Below are 16,332 nucleotides of genomic sequence, written 5' to 3'. Positions count from 1 at the left end.
GCCCCCTACTCCACAGCCTCCGCCACCCGGTTTTCCGCCGGGCGGCCGTCTCGCCGGACGAAGGCGAGGAAATCGTCGTACGGCATCGGCCGGCCCAGCAGATAGCCCTGGCACTGGTCGCAGCCCATCGCGACGAGGCAGCCATACTGCTCCTCGGTTTCGACCCCTTCCGCCAGCGTCTGCATGCGCAAGGACCGGGCCATGCCGATGATCGCCTCGGCGATGGCGCCGCTGTCCGGGTTGCCGGCGCGCAGGCCGCTGACGAAGCTGCGGTCGATCTTCAGCTTGTCGACGCGGAAGCGCTTCAGATAGGCCAGCGACGAATAACCGGTCCCGAAATCGTCGATGGCGAGCGAAACCCCCATCTCGCGCAGCTGCGAGAAGGTTTCCGTCACCACGTCGGATTCGTCCATCAGGACGCTTTCCGTCACCTCCAGCTCCAGCGCCGACGGCGGGATGCCGTAGGCCGACAGCCAGCCCGCCACCCGCTCCGCCAGGCCGGGGCGGCGGACCTGCACCGCCGACAGGTTGATGGCGATCTGCAGATCCCGGTGGCGCAGCAGGTCCGCCGCACGACGGCAGGCCTCGCCCAGCACCCAGTCGCCCAGCGGCAGGATCAGCCCGGTGTCCTCGGCGATCGGGATGAACTGGCCCGGCATGATCAGCGTGCCGTCGGGCTGGCGCCAGCGCACCAGCGCCTCCGCCCCGATCAGCCGGCGGCCGTCCAGCGAGAATTGCGGCTGGAAATGCAGTTCCAGCTCGTTGTTGGCCAGCGCGCGGCGCAGGTTGTTCTCCGTCCACATCCGGTCCGACGCGCGGCGGTTCAGTTCCGGCGTGAAGAAGCGGTAGGTGGCGCGCCCGGCCTCCTTGGCGGCATACATCGCCATGTCGGCGCTCTTCAGCAGCGCGTCGATGCCGGTGCCATCGTCGGGATAGACGGCGACGCCGATGGACGGCGTGACCAGCAGTTCGTGCCCGTCGATCAGGTAGGGGTCGGACAGCGCGCGGAGCACCTTGCGCGCCACGATGCCGGCCGAATCAGGGCTGCTCATGTCGCCGATCAGGATGATGAACTCGTCGCCGCCCTGGCGGCTGACCGTGTCGCTGGCCCGCACGGTGTCGAGAAGCCGGGTCGCCACCTCGCGCAGCAGGATGTCGCCGACCTGATGGCCCAGGCTGTCGTTGATGGTCTTGAAACGGTCGAGATCGACGAACAGCAGCCCCACCTTGCTGCCGTGCCGGCCGGCGGCCAGCATCGCCCGCTCCAGCCGGTCGCGCAGCAGGAAGCGGTTGGGCAGGTCGGTCAGGAAGTCGAACTGCGCCAGATGGCGGATCCGCTCCTCCTGCGCACGGGTTTCGGTGATGTCGGTGAATGCGGCGATATAGTTGACCGCCGCTCCGTCCTCGTTCCGAACCAGCTTGATGCTCAGCCATTCCGGGAACATCTCGCCGTTCTTGCGGGTGCTCCAGATCTCGCCGGCCCAATGGCCGCTGGCGGCCAGCTGAACCCAGAGATCCTCGTAGAAGCCGGGCGGGTTGCGGTCGGAGCGCAGGAACTCCGGACCGCGCCCCAGCACCTCCTCCCGATCGAAGCCGGTGATGCGGACGAAGGCGTCGTTGGCGGCGACGATCTGCAGGTGGTCGTTGGCAACGAACATGCCCTCGGCCGCGTTGTCGAACACCTTGGCCGACAGCCTCAGCTGCCATTCCGCCCGCTTGCGCTCGGAAATGTCGCGGGCGATGGCGGAATAATAGACCTCGCCCTCATAGGTGATCCGGCTGGCGGTGACCTCCAGCTCCAGCACCCGGCCGTCGGGGGTGTGATAGAGGGTTTCGTAATGGCTGGCCGCGTCCTCGCCCTCGGCGGCGAAATGCTCCAGCAGGTCGGCCGGCCCCATCGCCAGATCCTCCGGCGACCCGCCCAGCGCCCGAAGACCGAAGGGATTGACATAGGCGAGGCGCAGCTGCGCGTCGGCCAGAACGACGATTTCGGAGACATGGTCCACGAAGAAGTTGGCGAGGTAGAGCTGGCGGGCCCTTTCCCGCAGCATGCTGTCGCTGCGCCGGGCCCGCAGCTGGTAGCTGCCGACGATGCGCCGGATCCAGCCGGTGACCAGCCAGGAGACGCAGACCGACGCGGCCAGCGCCACCGCCAGCACCGCGACGGTGGTCCAGACGCGCTGGTTGACGCCGCGGCTGATCTCCGCCCGGCGCTGTTCCATCTCCTTGCCGACGTCGTCGATATAGAAGCCGGCGACCAGCATCCAGCCCCACACCGTGGGGGCGGAGACATAGGCCATCTTCGGCGTCGGCTGCGCGGTGACCGGGTGGATCCAGTCGTAGCGCACCTCCCCGCCGCCCTGGCGTCCCTGTTCGAGCAGACGGGCGATCAGGTCGCGTTCGGTCTGCCAGGGCAGGTCGCTGGCATTCATCCCTTCCGATGCCGGGGCGGTCGGCGACAGCAGCACCTGCCCATCCTCGCGAAGCACGCCGATATAGCCGGTCTCGCCGAACCGGAAGGCGCGCAGCCGCTCCAGCGATTCGTGCTGCAGCCGCGCCTCCACCGCGCCCAGCGAGTCGCCGGCGCCGAGCAGCCAGTCATAGGGCTCGAAGCGGCGGACGAAGGCCAGCTTGTCGACCGTCTGCGACGGGTCGCCCGGCATGCGCCAGCGGTAGCGGGCGAAGTTGCGCAGGGCGGGGTCCTGGGCCGCCCGCATCAGTTCGCGCACCACCGCAGTCCATTGCGGGTCGGACCCGGCGGCGGAAAAGGTCCCCTCGCGCGACGGGTCGACCGGCATCAGCACCGATCCGCCGTTCAGATCGTTGATGAAATAGTAGCCGCGCCCGGCCGAGAAGCGCAGCGGCCGCAGAGTCTCCTTGATCGATTCCTTGACCGCCTGCTCGGGAAGGATGTCCTTTTGCCGCTCATACACGCTGCGGGCGATTGCATAGGCCTCGTCGACCTGGGAGCGCAGCTGCTCCTTCAGCAGCGGCTCGACCCGCGAGCGCATGTAGGCGAGGTAGGATTGCGCATTCTCCACCTCCTGCACCAGCGCCTGATGCTGCTCCTGGACATAGCGCGCCTCGCTCTGCTGCAGGTCGTGCTCCAGGTCGGCCCAGTGCTGCCAGACGAAATAAAGGCCGAGCCCCATGACGAGCGCCGACACCAGCGCCATCGATGCCAGGAATTGCAGGCGGTAGAGCCGGGCCTCGTCGGACGAGCGCGACGGCACGCGGACCAGCTCGGCGACTGGGTCGGACAAGAAGGGCTCCCTGAGAACAGACATGACGAAGAGCGGTCAGGGGCAACCCCCCGGCGCTTCACAAGTGTTGCTTAATACTCGCATGGATTCAACCGCAAGCGAATGGAACACACCAGGGCGCGACTCTTTGACTGTTTTCCTCGCCCCCTGATGGATTGATGACGCACCGAACATCGACGGCAGGGAAAAAGAGCCGCAAATCCTGCCATGGCCGGCCACCGGCGCCCGGCTTTTCCCTTAGGCGCGGATTCCCTTAGCCCGGCAACGGTTCGGCCATGAAGATTAACACGGGCGCAGCGTCCCTCCCGCCATGCCCGGGAGCCGGTCGCCATCGCGAGGCTTTAAAACGCGCGCCGCCGCCGCTATGGTCGCGCGCGCGTGCTACTGAGACCCGCAGCCGTCCTTCGAACAAGCGCCCGCATCCTCCGGAGAGTGCCGATGATCCCCCGCTACACCCGCCCCGAAATGGCCCGCATCTGGGAGCCGGAAAACCGCTTCCGCATCTGGTTCGAGATCGAGGCGCACGCCTGCGACGCGCAGGCCGAGCTGGGCGTGATCCCGAAGGAGGCCGCCAAGGCCGTGTGGGAGCGCGGCAAGTGGGAGATCGACCGCATCGACGAGATCGAGCGCGAAACCCGCCATGACGTCATCGCCTTCCTCACCAACCTCGCCGAATATGTCGGCCCCGAGGCCCGCTTCGTCCACCAGGGCATGACCTCGTCGGACGTGCTGGACACCTGCCTGTCGGTGCAGATGACCCAGGCCGCCGACCTGCTGCTCGCCGACATGGACGCTCTGCTCGCCGCGCTGAAGCGCCGGGCGTACGAGCACAAGGACACCGTCACCATCGGCCGCAGCCACGGGATCCACGCCGAGCCGACCACCTTCGGCCTGAAGCTGGCAGGCCATTACGCCGCCTTCGTCCGCGGGCGCGAGCGTCTGGTGCAGGCACGCCGGGACATCGCCACCTGCGCCATCTCCGGCGCGGTCGGCACCTTCGCCAACATCGACCCGCGGGTGGAGGAGCATGTCGCCGCCAAGCTGGGGCTGGCGGTGGAGCCGGTGTCGACCCAGGTCATCCCGCGCGACCGCCACGCCTTCTTCTTCTCCGTGCTGGGCGTGATCGCGTCGAGCATCGAGAATCTGGCCACGGAAATCCGCCATCTCCAGCGCACCGAGGTGCGCGAGGCGGAGGAGTATTTCCACCCCGGCCAGAAGGGTTCGTCGGCGATGCCGCACAAGCGCAACCCGGTGCTGTCGGAGAACCTGACCGGCCTTGCCCGCATCGTGCGCGCCGCCGTGGTCCCGGCGCTGGAGAACGTCGCGCTGTGGCACGAGCGCGACATCTCCCACAGCTCGGTCGAGCGCATGATCGGCCCCGACGCCACCGTCACGCTGGACTTCGCGCTGGCGCGGCTGACCGGCATGATGGAAAAGCTGGTGGTCTATCCCGAGCGCATGCAGAAGAACCTGGACGATCTGGGCGGGCTGGTGTTCTCGCAGCGCGTCCTGCTGGCGCTGACCCAGGCCGGCATGAGCCGCGAGGACAGCTACAAGGCGGTGCAGCGCAACGCCATGCACGTGTGGGAGAAGGGCGGCAACTACCTCGACATGCTCTCGAACGACCCGGACATCGCCAAGCATATCGGCCGCGACCGGCTGGAGCCGATGTTCGACATGACCTACCACACCAAGCATGTCGACACCGTGTTCAAGCGCGTGTTCGGCGAGTGACATCCTGATCCTGCCGGGCCGTCACGGCGTCTTCCGCAGATCGGCAAATCTTCGCGGGTGGATGACAAACGGCCCGGCCGCACCTACTCTATCTCGAGAAGCATGTGCCCGGGCGGGGCAATCCTGAACAGAGCGAGGACTGGACCCATGGCGATGGAAGCCGCCACGATCGAAAAGCTCATCAAGGAGGGCATCCCGGACGCGGTCGTCGAGATCGCGGATCTGCGAGGCGACGGCGACCATTATGCCGCGCTCGTCACCTCAACCGCCTTCAAGGGCAAGAGCCGGGTGCAGCAGCACCAGATGGTCTACGCCGCCCTTCAGGGCAAGATGGGCGGCGAACTGCACGCCCTGGCGCTGACCACCGCGGTGCCGGAAGGCGCCTGAGAACAGCAGTGCCGGAAGGCGCCTGAGCACAAGGCGCGTCACCACACGTCGAAAGACATCCCAAAAGGACCGGGCTCCGGCTCCGCCGGGCCCCATCGGAAGGATCATCCAAGTCATGGTCGATCAGAACGTCGTCGAGCGCATCGAACAGGACCTCAAGGGCAACGATGTCGTGCTCTACATGAAGGGAACCCCGGTGTTCCCGCAGTGCGGCTTCTCTGCCGCCGTCGTCCAGGTGCTGAGCCATGTCGGCGTCAAGTTCAAGGGCGTCAACATCCTGGAGGAGCCGGGCCTGCGCCAGGGCCTGAAGGAATATTCGAACTGGCCGACCTTCCCGCAGCTCTACGTCAAGGGCGAGCTGGTCGGCGGCTGCGACATCGTCCGCGAGATGTACGAGAGCGGCGAGCTGCAGAGCCTGATGGCCGACAAGGGCGTCGCCACCGGTGCCGCTGCCTGACGTCGCGCTCCGGTCCGGTGCCGGCCGGTCCGGTGCCGGAATGGAAAAAGCCCCGCTCCGGCGGGGCTTTTTGCTTGGGCGCACTTTTATCCGTATGCGCGGCGCGCCTTACTTCTTCTGCTTCGGCGGCGCGTCGTTGGGACCGTACAGGATGAAGGCCGAAAAGCTGGTTCCGCCCGACGCGAGATCCAGCAGATCGTCCGGCAGCTCGCTCTGGTCGGCGGCGGGCAGGACCAGGGTCATCTCGCCCGGCTGCTCCTCGACCACCTTCAGAACGATGCCGGGGATCGGATCGGTGCCGAACAGCGTCTTCAAGGCCGCGTGCGGGTCCTTCACCAGCAGGGCACGGAATGCCGCGTCCGACTGCGCACGGTCCACCAGGGCCGCTTCGGCCTGACGGCGGAGTTGCAGGAGCGGATCGACACCGGCTTGCGAAGTCATAGGACACCTTCTTGCAATTGTTTAAAATTTGAAACCGTGTCGATCTGCCATATGGCAAGCATAGACATGGCCATAAGCCCGCTATATACCGGCAATCATCGACCCGACAAGTAGAAATGGTATTTCCATACCGCCCTTGATCGCGACGCCGATGCGGGAAAATGATCGATGTCTCCTCACCCCGAAGTCATCCGGCCCGTCGCCATTTGCGAGGCGGAGGCGCTGGCCCCGCTGACCTGGCCCTCCTATCGCTCGCTGATGTCGCTGGCCGATCCTGGGGAGCGGCGGCTGTGCCGGCCTTGCGCGGTGGCGGCCTGGGACGGCGGCCGGCCGGCCGGCCTGGCCCTGAGCGGCGTCGCACCCGGCTGGCCGCTGGAAGACGGGAGACAGGCCCTGCTGTCGCTGATGGTGGCCCGCAGCCACCGCAGGCGGGGCCTCGCCCTGCGGCTGCTGACGGCCCTGGAGGACCATCTGCTTGCGCTGGGCGTGCGGCGGCTGACCGTCGACTATTCCGACCGGCTGCCGGGGGCCGCAGCCTTCGCCGCGACGCTGCGTGCCGCCGGCTGGCCGGAACCGGAGCCGGCGCGCCTGCGCATCTGCGGCGCGGTCCGCGACACGGTGGCGGTGTTCCGCGACCGCGATTCGCTGATGGCGCGGATGCAGGCGGAGGGGTTCCGGCTGTGGTCCTGGCGGGAACGCGGGACCGGAGGCGAGGCGCTGGCGCAGACGCTGATCGAGCGCGGCGAGGCGCCCAGCTGGGCACAGCCCAGGCACTGGCGCAACGCGCTCGACCCCGACCTGTCGCTGGTGATCGGCGATGCGGCCGACGAAATCGTCGGCTGGGCGCTGTGCGTCCAACAGCCGGCGGCGGCGCGCTGGTTCTTCCCGGTCGGCTGGGTGAGGCCGCCTTACGACCGGCGCGGCTGGCTGATGGGCGCCTATGCCGAAGGGGCCGAGCGGGTGGCGGCACGGCATGGCGGCGATGCGGTGGCGGTGATCGAAACCGCCAGCGGCCAGCCCGGCATGTGGCGTCTGTTCGAACGGCGGTTCGAGCCGCACGCCCACTGGACCGACCGGATGATGGCGAGCGAGCGGCTGCTCAACCCCTAGCATGTCCGGGCGGCATGCCGCTCCAGCATGCCGCGCACGCAGTTCGGCCATGCCCGGTGCCCGGCTGCCGCGCTGCTCAAATTATATGCTAAACGGACGGCATGGCTCAGACCCCGACCGCCGCCAAGGCTCCGACCTCCACGACCGCGGCGTTTGCCGCGGCGTTGTCCTCGTACTTGATCTGGGGGCTGGTCAACCCGGTCTTCTTCAAGTCGCTGGGCGATGTCGGCGCGGTCGAAATCGTCGCCCACCGCGTGGTGTGGACGGTGGTTCTGGTCGGCGTCGCCGTGCTGGCCACCCGCGGCCCGGCGGCCATCGTCAATGCGGTCGGCAGTTGGCGCCGGCTGGGCGTGTTCCTGGTCACCACCCTGCTGGTGACCACCAACTGGACGGTCTTCATCTGGGCGGTGGTGAACAGCCGGCTGGTCGAGGCCAGCCTGGGCTATTTCATCAACCCGCTGGTCAATGTGCTGCTGGGCGTGCTGTTCCTGAACGAACGGCTGAGCCGCGGCCAGATGCTCGCCGTGGCGATCGCCAGTGCCGGCGTCGGCAGCCTGGTCGTCAGCTATGGCGCGGTGCCCTGGGTTGCGCTGTCGCTGGCCCTGTCCTTCGGCTTCTATGCGCTGGTGCGCAAGAAGGCGGCGGTGGACCCGGTGATCGGGCTGCTGGTGGAAACCGCGCTGCTGCTGCCGGCGGCGCTGGGCTATCTGCTGTGGCTGGGCGGCGGCGGGGCGTTCGGCCATGCCTGGGGCGAGAGCATCCTGCTGGTCCTGGCCGGGCCGATGACCGCGGTGCCGCTGGTGCTGTTCATGATCGGCGCGTCGCGCCTGACGCTGACCACCATGGGTCTGCTGCAATATGTCGGGCCGATCGGGCAATTGCTGCTGGGCGTGCTGGTCTATGGCGAGGCCTTCACCGCCAGCCATGCCACGGCCTTCGCCTGCATCTGGCTGGCGCTCGCGGTCTTCACCGCCGATGCGGTCCACAGCCACCGGACACGGGCGGCGGCAACGGCGAAGTAGTTATGTCCGCGGCGTCAGGCCGTGGGCGATGGTGTGGGCCAGCGTCCCGACCATGGCGCAGATGCCTGCGTCCTCGCGGCCGAACACCACCTGATCGAGGAAGCCCAGCCCGAAGCTGAGCGTCGCGATGCCGGCCGCCACATTGGCGAGGTCGGCGTCGGCAGCGATGGCGCCGCGGTCGCGATGGCCTTCCAGCCGCTTCAGCAGGCAGGGAATGCGGCTTTGCGACAGGGTGCGCGCCATCTCGTCGGCGATGGCCGGATCGACCAGCGCGCGCGCCAGCACCACGCGGGTGAAGTCGCGGCATTTCCAGCTGTGCTTCAACTGGGCGTGCAGGAAGCGGGCGAGGTCGGTTTCCAGATCCTCATGCAGGGGCGGCAGGTCGCAGCCGCCCGCTTCCTCGCGCCAGTAGCGCTCCACCACCGCCAGCAGCAGTCCGCTCTTGCCGGAGAAGTAACGCTGGATCAGCTGTTCGTTGACCCCGGCCCGGCCGGCGATCTCGCGCGTCGTCGCCGCGTCGAAGCCGCGTTCGGCGAACACCGCCTTGGCGGCGTCGAGCAGCGCGCCTTCGGTCGCGGCACGGTCACGCTTGCGCCCGCCACCCTCGCAACCGCCCTCGGCACCACCCTCTGCCCCGTCCATGCCCGGGCAACAGCCGTCCGTTTCCTTGTTCGCGTCCAAACCACGACCCTCTCAGCCCGACCACCGCAGGGGCACAGCCGGAAAAGCGGGGCCCCGTTCGGCTCGATAATAAGTATGCAGCTACATACTTGACAAGCGGCGCGCTGCGGTTCAAGTATGTACTCACATACATACAAGCCGATTGCCCAACAGGGGGTATTCCCGCCATGCCGCAAAGCACCGACACGCCGGATCTGTTCACGCCGCTGCGCCTCGGCGCCATCGAACTGCCGAACCGCGTCATCATGGCGCCGATGACGCGCAGCCGCGCCGGTGCGGGCAACTGCCCGACCGAACTCACCGCCGAATATTATGCGCAGCGCGCATCGGCCGGCCTGATCATCACCGAAGCGACGCAGGTCTGCGACACCGCCCAGGGCTATCCCAACACCCCGGGCATCCACACCGACGCCCAGACCCACGCCTGGCGCGCGGTGGCCGAAGCGGTCCACACGGCCGGCGGCCGCATCGTGACGCAGCTCTGGCATGTCGGCCGCATCTCCCACCCGCTGTTCCAGCCGAACGGCGCGGCCCCGCTCGCCCCGTCGGCCATCGCCGCCAAGGGCCAGCTCTACACCGGCGCCGGCATGGAGCCGTTCCCGGTGCCCCGCGCGCTGGAAACCGACGAGATCCCGGCGCTGGTCCGCCATTTCGCCGATGCGGCCAAGCGCGCCGTCTTCGACGCCGGCCTGGACGGCGTCGAAATCCATGCGGCCAACGGCTATCTGGTCGACCAGTTCCTGCGCGACCGTACCAACGCACGCACCGACCGCTATGGCGGCAGCGTGGAGAACCGGTGCCGGTTCCTGCTGGAAATCCTGGAGGCCACCGCCCATGCCGTCGGCGCCGACCGCATCGGTGTCCGCCTGTCGCCGACCGGCGTGTTCAACGACATGGGCGACAGCGATCCGCTGCCGCATTTCCTGTCGATCACCCAGGCGCTGAACCCGTTCAGCCTCGCCTATCTGCATGTGATCGAAGGGCGCCCCGGCCACCATATGGCACCGCCGGAGGGCGCTCCCCATGTCGCCGCGGCCCTGCGCGCGGCCTTCAAGGGACCGTTCATCCTCAATGGCGGCTACAGCCGGACCGACGCCGACGCGGCGCTGGCGAAGGGAGAGGCCGACGCGGTCAGCTTCGGCGAGGCCTTCATCTCCAACCCGGACCTGCCGCTGCGCTTCCGCACCGACGCGCCGTTGGCCGAGGCCGACCGCAACGCCTATTACGGTGGCACCGCCAAGGGTTACACCGACTATCCGGCGCTGGAGTCCGTCGCGGCCTGACGCGCCGCACGCCACCGCCGCACGCCCTCGACGTGAGAGCGCGTCGTGACCGCGTCGTGAGACGCATATTCCCCCTGCCCCCGGCCCGGGTCCGCCCGGCCGGGGGATTTTTTTGACGTGCGCTACGCCGGTCCTGCCCCGGGCTCGCCGTCCAGTCCGCGGGCCAGCGCGGCGATGGTGCCGTAGCCGACCTGGTCCACCGGATCGATCTCCGCCATCTTGGCGAGGATGGCCAGCGCCTTGTCGCGGTTGTGGCGGCGCAGTTCGATGAAGGCCAGCGCCTTCATGGTGAACAGGAAGAAGCGCGCCGGCCCGGCCGCCGACCAGTCGGTGGTCCCCACGGTCAGTTGCGACCAGTCGGCGGGGAAGCCGCCCTGCTGGGCCGCCGAGTCCAGCCCGATGCGGGCCACCCGCTCGGCCTCGGCCAGCTTCTTGCGGTTGAAGTAGAATTTGTAGAGCGCATAGAAGACCGGCAGCACGCGCGGTCCCTGGCGGTGGGCCTCCCACAACAGCGCCTCGCAGGCCTCCGGCACATCCCGCGCCTTCACCGCCTCCTGCAGCAAGTCGTCGATGTGTTCGGGCACGTCGCCGAAGGCCATGCGGCCGTTCGACATCCTGAGCTCGATCGGCTGGTCCATCTCCCCTCACCCTTCCGCTGTCTCGTTCAACCATCCGACGCACCGACGACGGTAGATGGTAGGCGCGCGGGGAGAGGGAAAGACCACAATCTCTTTGTGCGGCAAAGTGTCGCTGCTGTCGCAAAGGCGACACGCGCCAAACCCGACAAATTCATACGCCTGCGAAACTTTGTCGGAATCGCGCCAGCCTCCGGCAACCTGACAATCGTTGAAAATCAATGGTTTGATCAGTTGGCACACCCTTTGCTTTTCTCCTCGTCAGATCGGCCGGCACCCCGGCAACGCGTTTTGAGGAGGCGGGACATGGTGACGCTGACGGATGCGGCGGTTTCCACCCTGGAACAGGTCCTGGCGAAGTCGGGCGGCGGCGCCGCCGGCTTGCGCATCGCGGTGACCGACGGCGGCTGCGCCGGCCTGAAATACCAGATGGGGCTGGAGGCGGCGGCCACCGACGAGGACGCGGTGTTCAGCTTCGGCCCGGTCACCATCTTCGTCGACGCCAACAGCCAGCCCTTCCTGGATGGCGTGGTGGTCGATTTCGTCGAGGGGATCGAGGGGTCGGGCTTCAAGTTCGACAACCCGAACGCCACCAGCAGCTGCGGCTGCGGCAAGTCCTTCTCCGCCGGTGGCGAGAGCGGCGGCTCCTGCTCGACCACCTCGTCGGGCTGCGGCTCGTCGGCGCCCTATTCGACGCACTGATCACCGGCAACGGATTTCTTCCCCCCGGATTTCTTCCCCAAGGCGCGCACCCCACGGAAAGGCAGCAGCGACATGTGGAACTACACCGACAAGGTCAAGGAACACTTCTTCAACCCGAAGAACTCCGGTGTCCTGGATACCGCCAACGCGGTTGGCGAGGTCGGCTCCATCACCTGCGGCGACGCCCTGCGTCTGATGCTGAAGGTCGATCCCGACACCCAGATCATCGAGGACGCCAAGTTCCAGACCTTCGGCTGCGGTTCGGCCATCGCCTCCTCGTCGGCGCTGACCGAGATGATCATCGGCAAGACGGTGGACGAGGCGCTGGTCCTGACCAACCGCGACATCGCCGAGTATCTGGGCGGCCTGCCGCCGGAGAAGATGCACTGCTCGGTCATGGGTGCCGAGGCCCTGCGCGCCGCCATCGCCAACTACAAGGGCGAGGCGTGGGAAGACGACCATGAGGAAGGCGAGCTGGTCTGCAAGTGCTTCGGCATCGACGCCGCCATGATCGAGCGCGCGGTGACCGTCAACGGCCTGACCACGCTGGAGGAGGTCACCCACTACACCAAGGCCGGCGGCTCCTGCCAGACCTGCCACGAGAAGATCGAGGAGGTGCTGGAGGAGGTGATGGCCAAGACCGGCGCCCTGAAGCCCGCCAGGAAGCACACGCCGGGCACCGTCGGGCTGGACGCGATCAAGCCGCTGGAGCCGAAGGCCGAGCCGGCCGCCGCGCCCAAGCTGACCAACGTCCAGCGCATGCAGGTCATCATGGGCGCGATCGAGGAGATGCGGCCGCAGATCCAGCGTGACGGCGGCGACGTGGAACTGGTCGACATCGACGGCAAGGATATCTACGTCCGCCTGACCGGCGCCTGCTCCGGCTGTTCGCAGTCGGCAGGCACGATGATGGGCGTGCAGATGAAGCTGGTCGAGAAGCTGGGCGAGTTCGTGCGCGTCAAGCCGGCCTCCCTCCTGCCCGCCCACGCCGGTTGAAAGGAAGCCTGACCATGAGCCAGGGCATCTATCTCGACAACAACGCCACCACCCGCGTCGACCCGGAAATCCTCCAGGAGATGCTGCCGCTCTTCACCGAGCATTTCGGCAACCCGTCGTCGATGCACGGCTTCGGCGCCGCGGTGGGCGGCAAGATCGAATGGGCGCGCAAGCAGGTCCAGGCAGTGCTGGGCGCGGCCCACGACAGCGAGATCGTCTTCACCTCCGGCGGGACGGAAAGCGACAACACCGCCATCCTGTCGGCGCTGGAGGCCTACCCGAAGAAGCGCGAGATCGTCACCAGCGTGGTCGAGCATCCCGGCGTGCTGTCGCTGTGCGAGTATCTGGAGAAGAAGCGCGGCTACAAGGTCCACCGCATCCCGGTCGACGGCAAGGGCGACCTCGACATGGAGGCCTACCGCGCAGCCCTGTCCGATCAGGTCGCCATCGTCTCGATCATGTGGGCCAACAACGAGACCGGGACGATCTTCCCGGTCGAGGAACTGGCGCGCATGGCCAAGGAGGTCGGCGCAATCTTCCACACCGATGCGGTCCAGTCGGTCGGCAAGATCCCGATGAAGCTGGCCGACAGCGCCATCGACATGCTGTCGCTGTCCGGCCACAAACTGCACGCCCCCAAGGGGATCGGCGCGCTCTACGTCAAGCGCGGCCTGCGCTTCCGCCCGATGCTGCGCGGCGGCCACCAGGAGCGCTCGCGCCGCGCCGGCACCGAGAACGCGCCGGGCATCGTCGGGCTGGGCGCCGCCGCCCAGCTGGCGCTGGTCCATATGGGCGACGAGAACACGCGGGTGAAGGCGCTGCGCGACAAGCTGGAAAAGGCGATCCTGGCGGCGGTCCCGAGCTGCTTCGTCACCGGCAACCCGGACCATCGCCTGCCCAACACCTGCAACATCGCCTTCGAGTACATCGAGGGCGAGGCGATCCTGCTGCTGCTGAACGAGGCCGGCATCGCCGCGTCGTCCGGTTCGGCCTGCACCTCGGGCTCGCTGGAGCCCAGCCACGTCATGCGCGCCATGGGCGTGCCCTACACGGCAGCGCACGGGGCGACCCGCTTCTCCCTGTCGCGCGAGACGACGGAAGAGGAGATCGACCGGGTCATCGCCGTGGTGCCGGGCATCATCGCCAAGCTGCGCAGTCTGTCGCCCTACTGGCAGCAGGAAGCTGGCAAGCCGAAGGAATTCGCACCCGTCTATTCGTAACACCGGAATCGCAGGCCGGGCCGGGGGTTCGTCCCGGCACCCCGCCCGACGACACCCCGTCGGGGCGGGTTCCCGGCCCGGTCTGCGACACTTCTGATGGGGGCAGCGCTTTGCCCCCTCCCTAGCCCTCCCCCGCTCCCAGCGGACCTATGGTCCGCCTGCCGCGTCAGCACAAAGCGCAGCTTTGTGCGAGAGCTTCGCGGGAGAGGGGACTGCCGCCGCTCCTTTGCAAATTTCCCCACAAAGTTCCTACCCCCTCTCCCTCGAAGAGGGGGAGGGATGGGGAGGGGGCATCCGCGGCAACAACGTTCCCAGAAGGTGCCCCCATGCCCATCACCTTCGCCACCATCAACGACACCACGCTGCGCGACGGCGAGCAGACGGCCGGTGTCGCCTTCACGCTCGACGAGAAGATCGCCATCGCCCGTGCGCTCGACGCGGCCGGCGTGCCGGAGCAGGAGATCGGCATCCCCGCCATGGGCGAGGAGGAGCGCGAGGGCATCCGCGCCGTCGCCTCGCTGGGGCTGAAGGGCCGGCTGATGGTGTGGTGCCGCATGCACGACGCCGACCTGAAGGCGGCGCTGTCCTGCGGTGTCGGCTTCGTCAACCTGTCGATGCCGGTGTCCGACATCCACATCACGAAGAAGCTGAAGCGCAGCCGTGCCTGGGCGCTGGCGGAAATCGAACGCAAGGTCAAGCAGGCGCGCGACCATGGGCTGGAGGTCAGCGTTGGCGGCGAGGATTCCTCCCGCGCCGACATGGATTTCCTGATCGCAGCCGCCACCGTCGCCCAGGCCGCCGGCGCCCGCCGCTTCCGCTTCGCCGACACGCTGGGCGTGCTCGACCCGTTCCAGACGCGCGCCTGCATCGAACGGCTGCGCCGGGCCACCGACCTGGAGATCGAGATCCACGCCCATGACGACCTGGGCCTCGCCAACGCCAATTCGCTGGCCGCTGTTCTGGGCGGCGCCACCCATGTCAACACCACGGTGAACGGCTTGGGCGAGCGCGCCGGCAACGCGCCGCTGGAAGAGGTGGTGGTGTCGCTGAAGCACCTCTACCACATCGACACCGGCGTCGAGACGCGGTCGCTCGGCACCATCTCCGATCTGGTGGAGCGGGCATCCAACCGGCCGGTGGCGGTCAACAAGTCGATCGTCGGCGATGCCGTCTTCACGCACGAGGCCGGCATCCATGTCGACGGCCTGCTGCGCGACCGTGCCACCTACCAGAATTTCGATCCGGCCGAGGTCGGGCGCGAGCACCGCATCGTGCTGGGCAAGCATTCCGGCACCGCGGCGGTGAAGCTCGCCTACGAGCGGCTCGGCATCGCCTGCGACGACGTCGCGGCGCAGCTGGTGCTGCCGCAGGTCCGGGCGCTCGCCACCCGCGCCAAGCGTCCGCCGACGCCGGACGAGTTGCGCGCCTTCCTGGAGGCCGCGACTCCGGTGCCGGTCACGGCATGAACACATCGACCCGCATACCGGCAACCCACATCGGGAGGGCTGAGGCATGTCAGCAATCGACGCCGATCCGGCCACCGCGCCGGCCACTGGCCCGGCGGGGAGGGACGCGATGACCGCCCCCGGCATCGTCGCCCTGCTGCGCGAGGACGTCGCCTGCGTGTTCGACCGCGATCCGGCGGCGCGCAACCTCTTCGACGTGCTGACCTGCTATCCCGGCATCCATGCGCTGGTGATGTACCGCTTCGCCAACGCCGCCTGGCGTCGGGGATTGCGCTGGCCGGCCCGCTTCCTGTCCTATCTGGCCCGGGCGCTGACCAACATCGACATCCATCCCGGCGCCACCATCGGCCGCCGCTTCTTCATCGACCATGGCGCCGGCGTCGTGGTCGGCGAGACTGCGGAGGTCGGCGACGACGTCACGCTCTATCATGGGGTGACGCTGGGCGGCACGTCCTGGAACAAGGGCAAGCGCCATCCGACGCTGATGGACGGCGTGCTGGTCGGGGCCGGGGCCAAGATCCTGGGGCCGATCACGGTGGGCGCCAACGCGCGGGTCGGCGCCAATTCCGTGGTGACCAAGCCGGTGCCGCCCGGCATGACCGTGGTCGGCATTCCCGGCCGGGTGGTCCGGCCGGAAACCCAGCGCCAGCTGTCCGACCACGGCATCGACCTGGAACACCACCTGATGCCCGACCCGGTCGGCCGGGCGATCGCCTGCCTGATCGACCACATCAACCGCATCGAAGCCCGGCTGGAAGCCCATGCCGCGGCCGAGACCGCAACGGGATTGTCACGGATCGGTGATACGAATGTCCGTCTTTCGGAAATTCGGCTGAGCGATATACGTTTGGACGGTGTCGCCTGCAGTTCCTGCGGCAACATCTGCGACCAGGAGGGGTGCAGCCCCTCCCCTTCCACCCAGCAGAACGCGTGAG

The 16,332-nt window shown here is 68.0% G+C and carries 15 protein-coding genes; 11 read left to right on the top strand and 4 right to left on the bottom strand.

Annotated features, from left to right (window positions below; all coding sequences use genetic code 11):
- Positions 1-5: 5 nt before the first annotated feature.
- Entirely contained in the window at positions 6-3,263 is a 3,258-nt protein-coding gene (locus ABMY26_RS17005; protein ID WP_372398384.1) for an EAL domain-containing protein, read from the bottom strand.
- A 438-nt stretch (positions 3,264-3,701) separates the two neighbouring features.
- Here ABMY26_RS17005 and purB point away from each other — a divergent pair, with 438 nt between their 5' ends.
- The 3 genes from purB to grxD all read left to right on the top strand — a co-directional run bounded on the left by purB (position 3,702) and on the right by grxD (position 5,841).
- On the top strand, positions 3,702-4,997 hold the full coding sequence (purB, locus tag ABMY26_RS17000; RefSeq protein ID WP_045581880.1) for an adenylosuccinate lyase: 1,296 nt from the start codon (positions 3,702-3,704) through the stop codon (positions 4,995-4,997).
- 147 nt (positions 4,998-5,144) lie between these two features.
- Positions 5,145-5,384, top strand: a complete 240-nt coding sequence (locus tag ABMY26_RS16995; RefSeq protein WP_045581879.1) for a BolA family protein — start codon at positions 5,145-5,147, stop codon at positions 5,382-5,384.
- 115 nt (positions 5,385-5,499) lie between these two features.
- Positions 5,500-5,841 (top strand): Grx4 family monothiol glutaredoxin, encoded by a 342-nt coding sequence (gene grxD / locus ABMY26_RS16990; RefSeq protein ID WP_045581878.1) that lies wholly within the window; start codon positions 5,500-5,502, stop codon positions 5,839-5,841.
- Between the two features lie 108 nt (positions 5,842-5,949).
- Here the strand turns inward: grxD and ABMY26_RS16985 are convergent, their stop codons facing one another.
- On the bottom strand, positions 5,950-6,282 hold the full coding sequence (locus tag ABMY26_RS16985; RefSeq protein WP_372398383.1) for an NHLP leader peptide family RiPP precursor: 333 nt from the start codon (positions 6,280-6,282) through the stop codon (positions 5,950-5,952).
- Positions 6,283-6,450: 168 nt separating this feature from the next.
- On the opposite strand from ABMY26_RS16985, the gene ABMY26_RS16980 reads away from it, so the two are divergent.
- Complete coding sequence (locus ABMY26_RS16980) at positions 6,451-7,392, top strand: GNAT family N-acetyltransferase (protein ID WP_372398382.1); 942 nt, start codon at positions 6,451-6,453, stop codon at positions 7,390-7,392.
- Between the two features lie 101 nt (positions 7,393-7,493).
- Complete coding sequence (gene rarD, locus ABMY26_RS16975; RefSeq protein WP_372398381.1) at positions 7,494-8,414, top strand: EamA family transporter RarD; 921 nt, start codon at positions 7,494-7,496, stop codon at positions 8,412-8,414.
- Here rarD and ABMY26_RS16970 read toward each other — a convergent pair whose 3' ends face one another.
- On the bottom strand, positions 8,415-9,056 hold the full coding sequence (locus ABMY26_RS16970) for a TetR/AcrR family transcriptional regulator (RefSeq protein ID WP_372398380.1): 642 nt from the start codon (positions 9,054-9,056) through the stop codon (positions 8,415-8,417). It lies immediately after the preceding gene.
- 206 nt (positions 9,057-9,262) lie between these two features.
- Here ABMY26_RS16970 and ABMY26_RS16965 point away from each other — a divergent pair, with 206 nt between their 5' ends.
- Complete coding sequence (locus ABMY26_RS16965) at positions 9,263-10,378, top strand: alkene reductase (RefSeq protein WP_372398379.1); 1,116 nt, start codon at positions 9,263-9,265, stop codon at positions 10,376-10,378.
- A 122-nt stretch (positions 10,379-10,500) separates the two neighbouring features.
- Here the strand turns inward: ABMY26_RS16965 and ABMY26_RS16960 are convergent, their stop codons facing one another.
- Positions 10,501-11,016, bottom strand: coding sequence for a hypothetical protein (locus ABMY26_RS16960; protein WP_372398378.1), 516 nt, complete (start codon positions 11,014-11,016; stop codon positions 10,501-10,503).
- Positions 11,017-11,319: 303 nt separating this feature from the next.
- Between ABMY26_RS16960 and ABMY26_RS16955 the strand changes: the two genes are divergently transcribed.
- The 5 genes from ABMY26_RS16955 to cysE all read left to right on the top strand — a co-directional run bounded on the left by ABMY26_RS16955 (position 11,320) and on the right by cysE (position 16,331).
- Positions 11,320-11,715: a HesB/IscA family protein gene (locus ABMY26_RS16955; protein ID WP_372398377.1), complete on the top strand. Its 396-nt coding sequence runs from the start codon at positions 11,320-11,322 to the stop codon at positions 11,713-11,715.
- A gap of 72 nt (positions 11,716-11,787) precedes the next feature.
- Positions 11,788-12,711 (top strand): Fe-S cluster assembly protein NifU, encoded by a 924-nt coding sequence (gene nifU / locus ABMY26_RS16950; protein ID WP_045581871.1) that lies wholly within the window; start codon positions 11,788-11,790, stop codon positions 12,709-12,711.
- A gap of 14 nt (positions 12,712-12,725) precedes the next feature.
- Positions 12,726-13,931 carry a cysteine desulfurase NifS gene (nifS, locus tag ABMY26_RS16945; RefSeq protein WP_372398376.1) on the top strand — a complete coding sequence of 402 codons (1,206 nt, stop codon included), beginning with the start codon at positions 12,726-12,728 and terminating at the stop codon, positions 13,929-13,931.
- Positions 13,932-14,257: 326 nt separating this feature from the next.
- Positions 14,258-15,397, top strand: a complete 1,140-nt coding sequence (gene nifV, locus ABMY26_RS16940; RefSeq protein ID WP_372398375.1) for a homocitrate synthase — start codon at positions 14,258-14,260, stop codon at positions 15,395-15,397.
- Positions 15,398-15,521: 124 nt separating this feature from the next.
- Positions 15,522-16,331: a serine O-acetyltransferase gene (gene cysE, locus ABMY26_RS16935; RefSeq protein WP_372399025.1), complete on the top strand. Its 810-nt coding sequence runs from the start codon at positions 15,522-15,524 to the stop codon at positions 16,329-16,331.
- Position 16,332 lies beyond the last annotated feature (1 nt).

The sequence above is a fragment of the Azospirillum sp. HJ39 genome, assembly GCF_041507355.1.
Taxonomy (GTDB): domain Bacteria; phylum Pseudomonadota; class Alphaproteobacteria; order Azospirillales; family Azospirillaceae; genus Azospirillum; species Azospirillum thiophilum.
The sequence above is the reverse complement of the archived record's forward strand: the minus strand, read 5'-3'. Positions and strand labels throughout refer to the sequence as shown.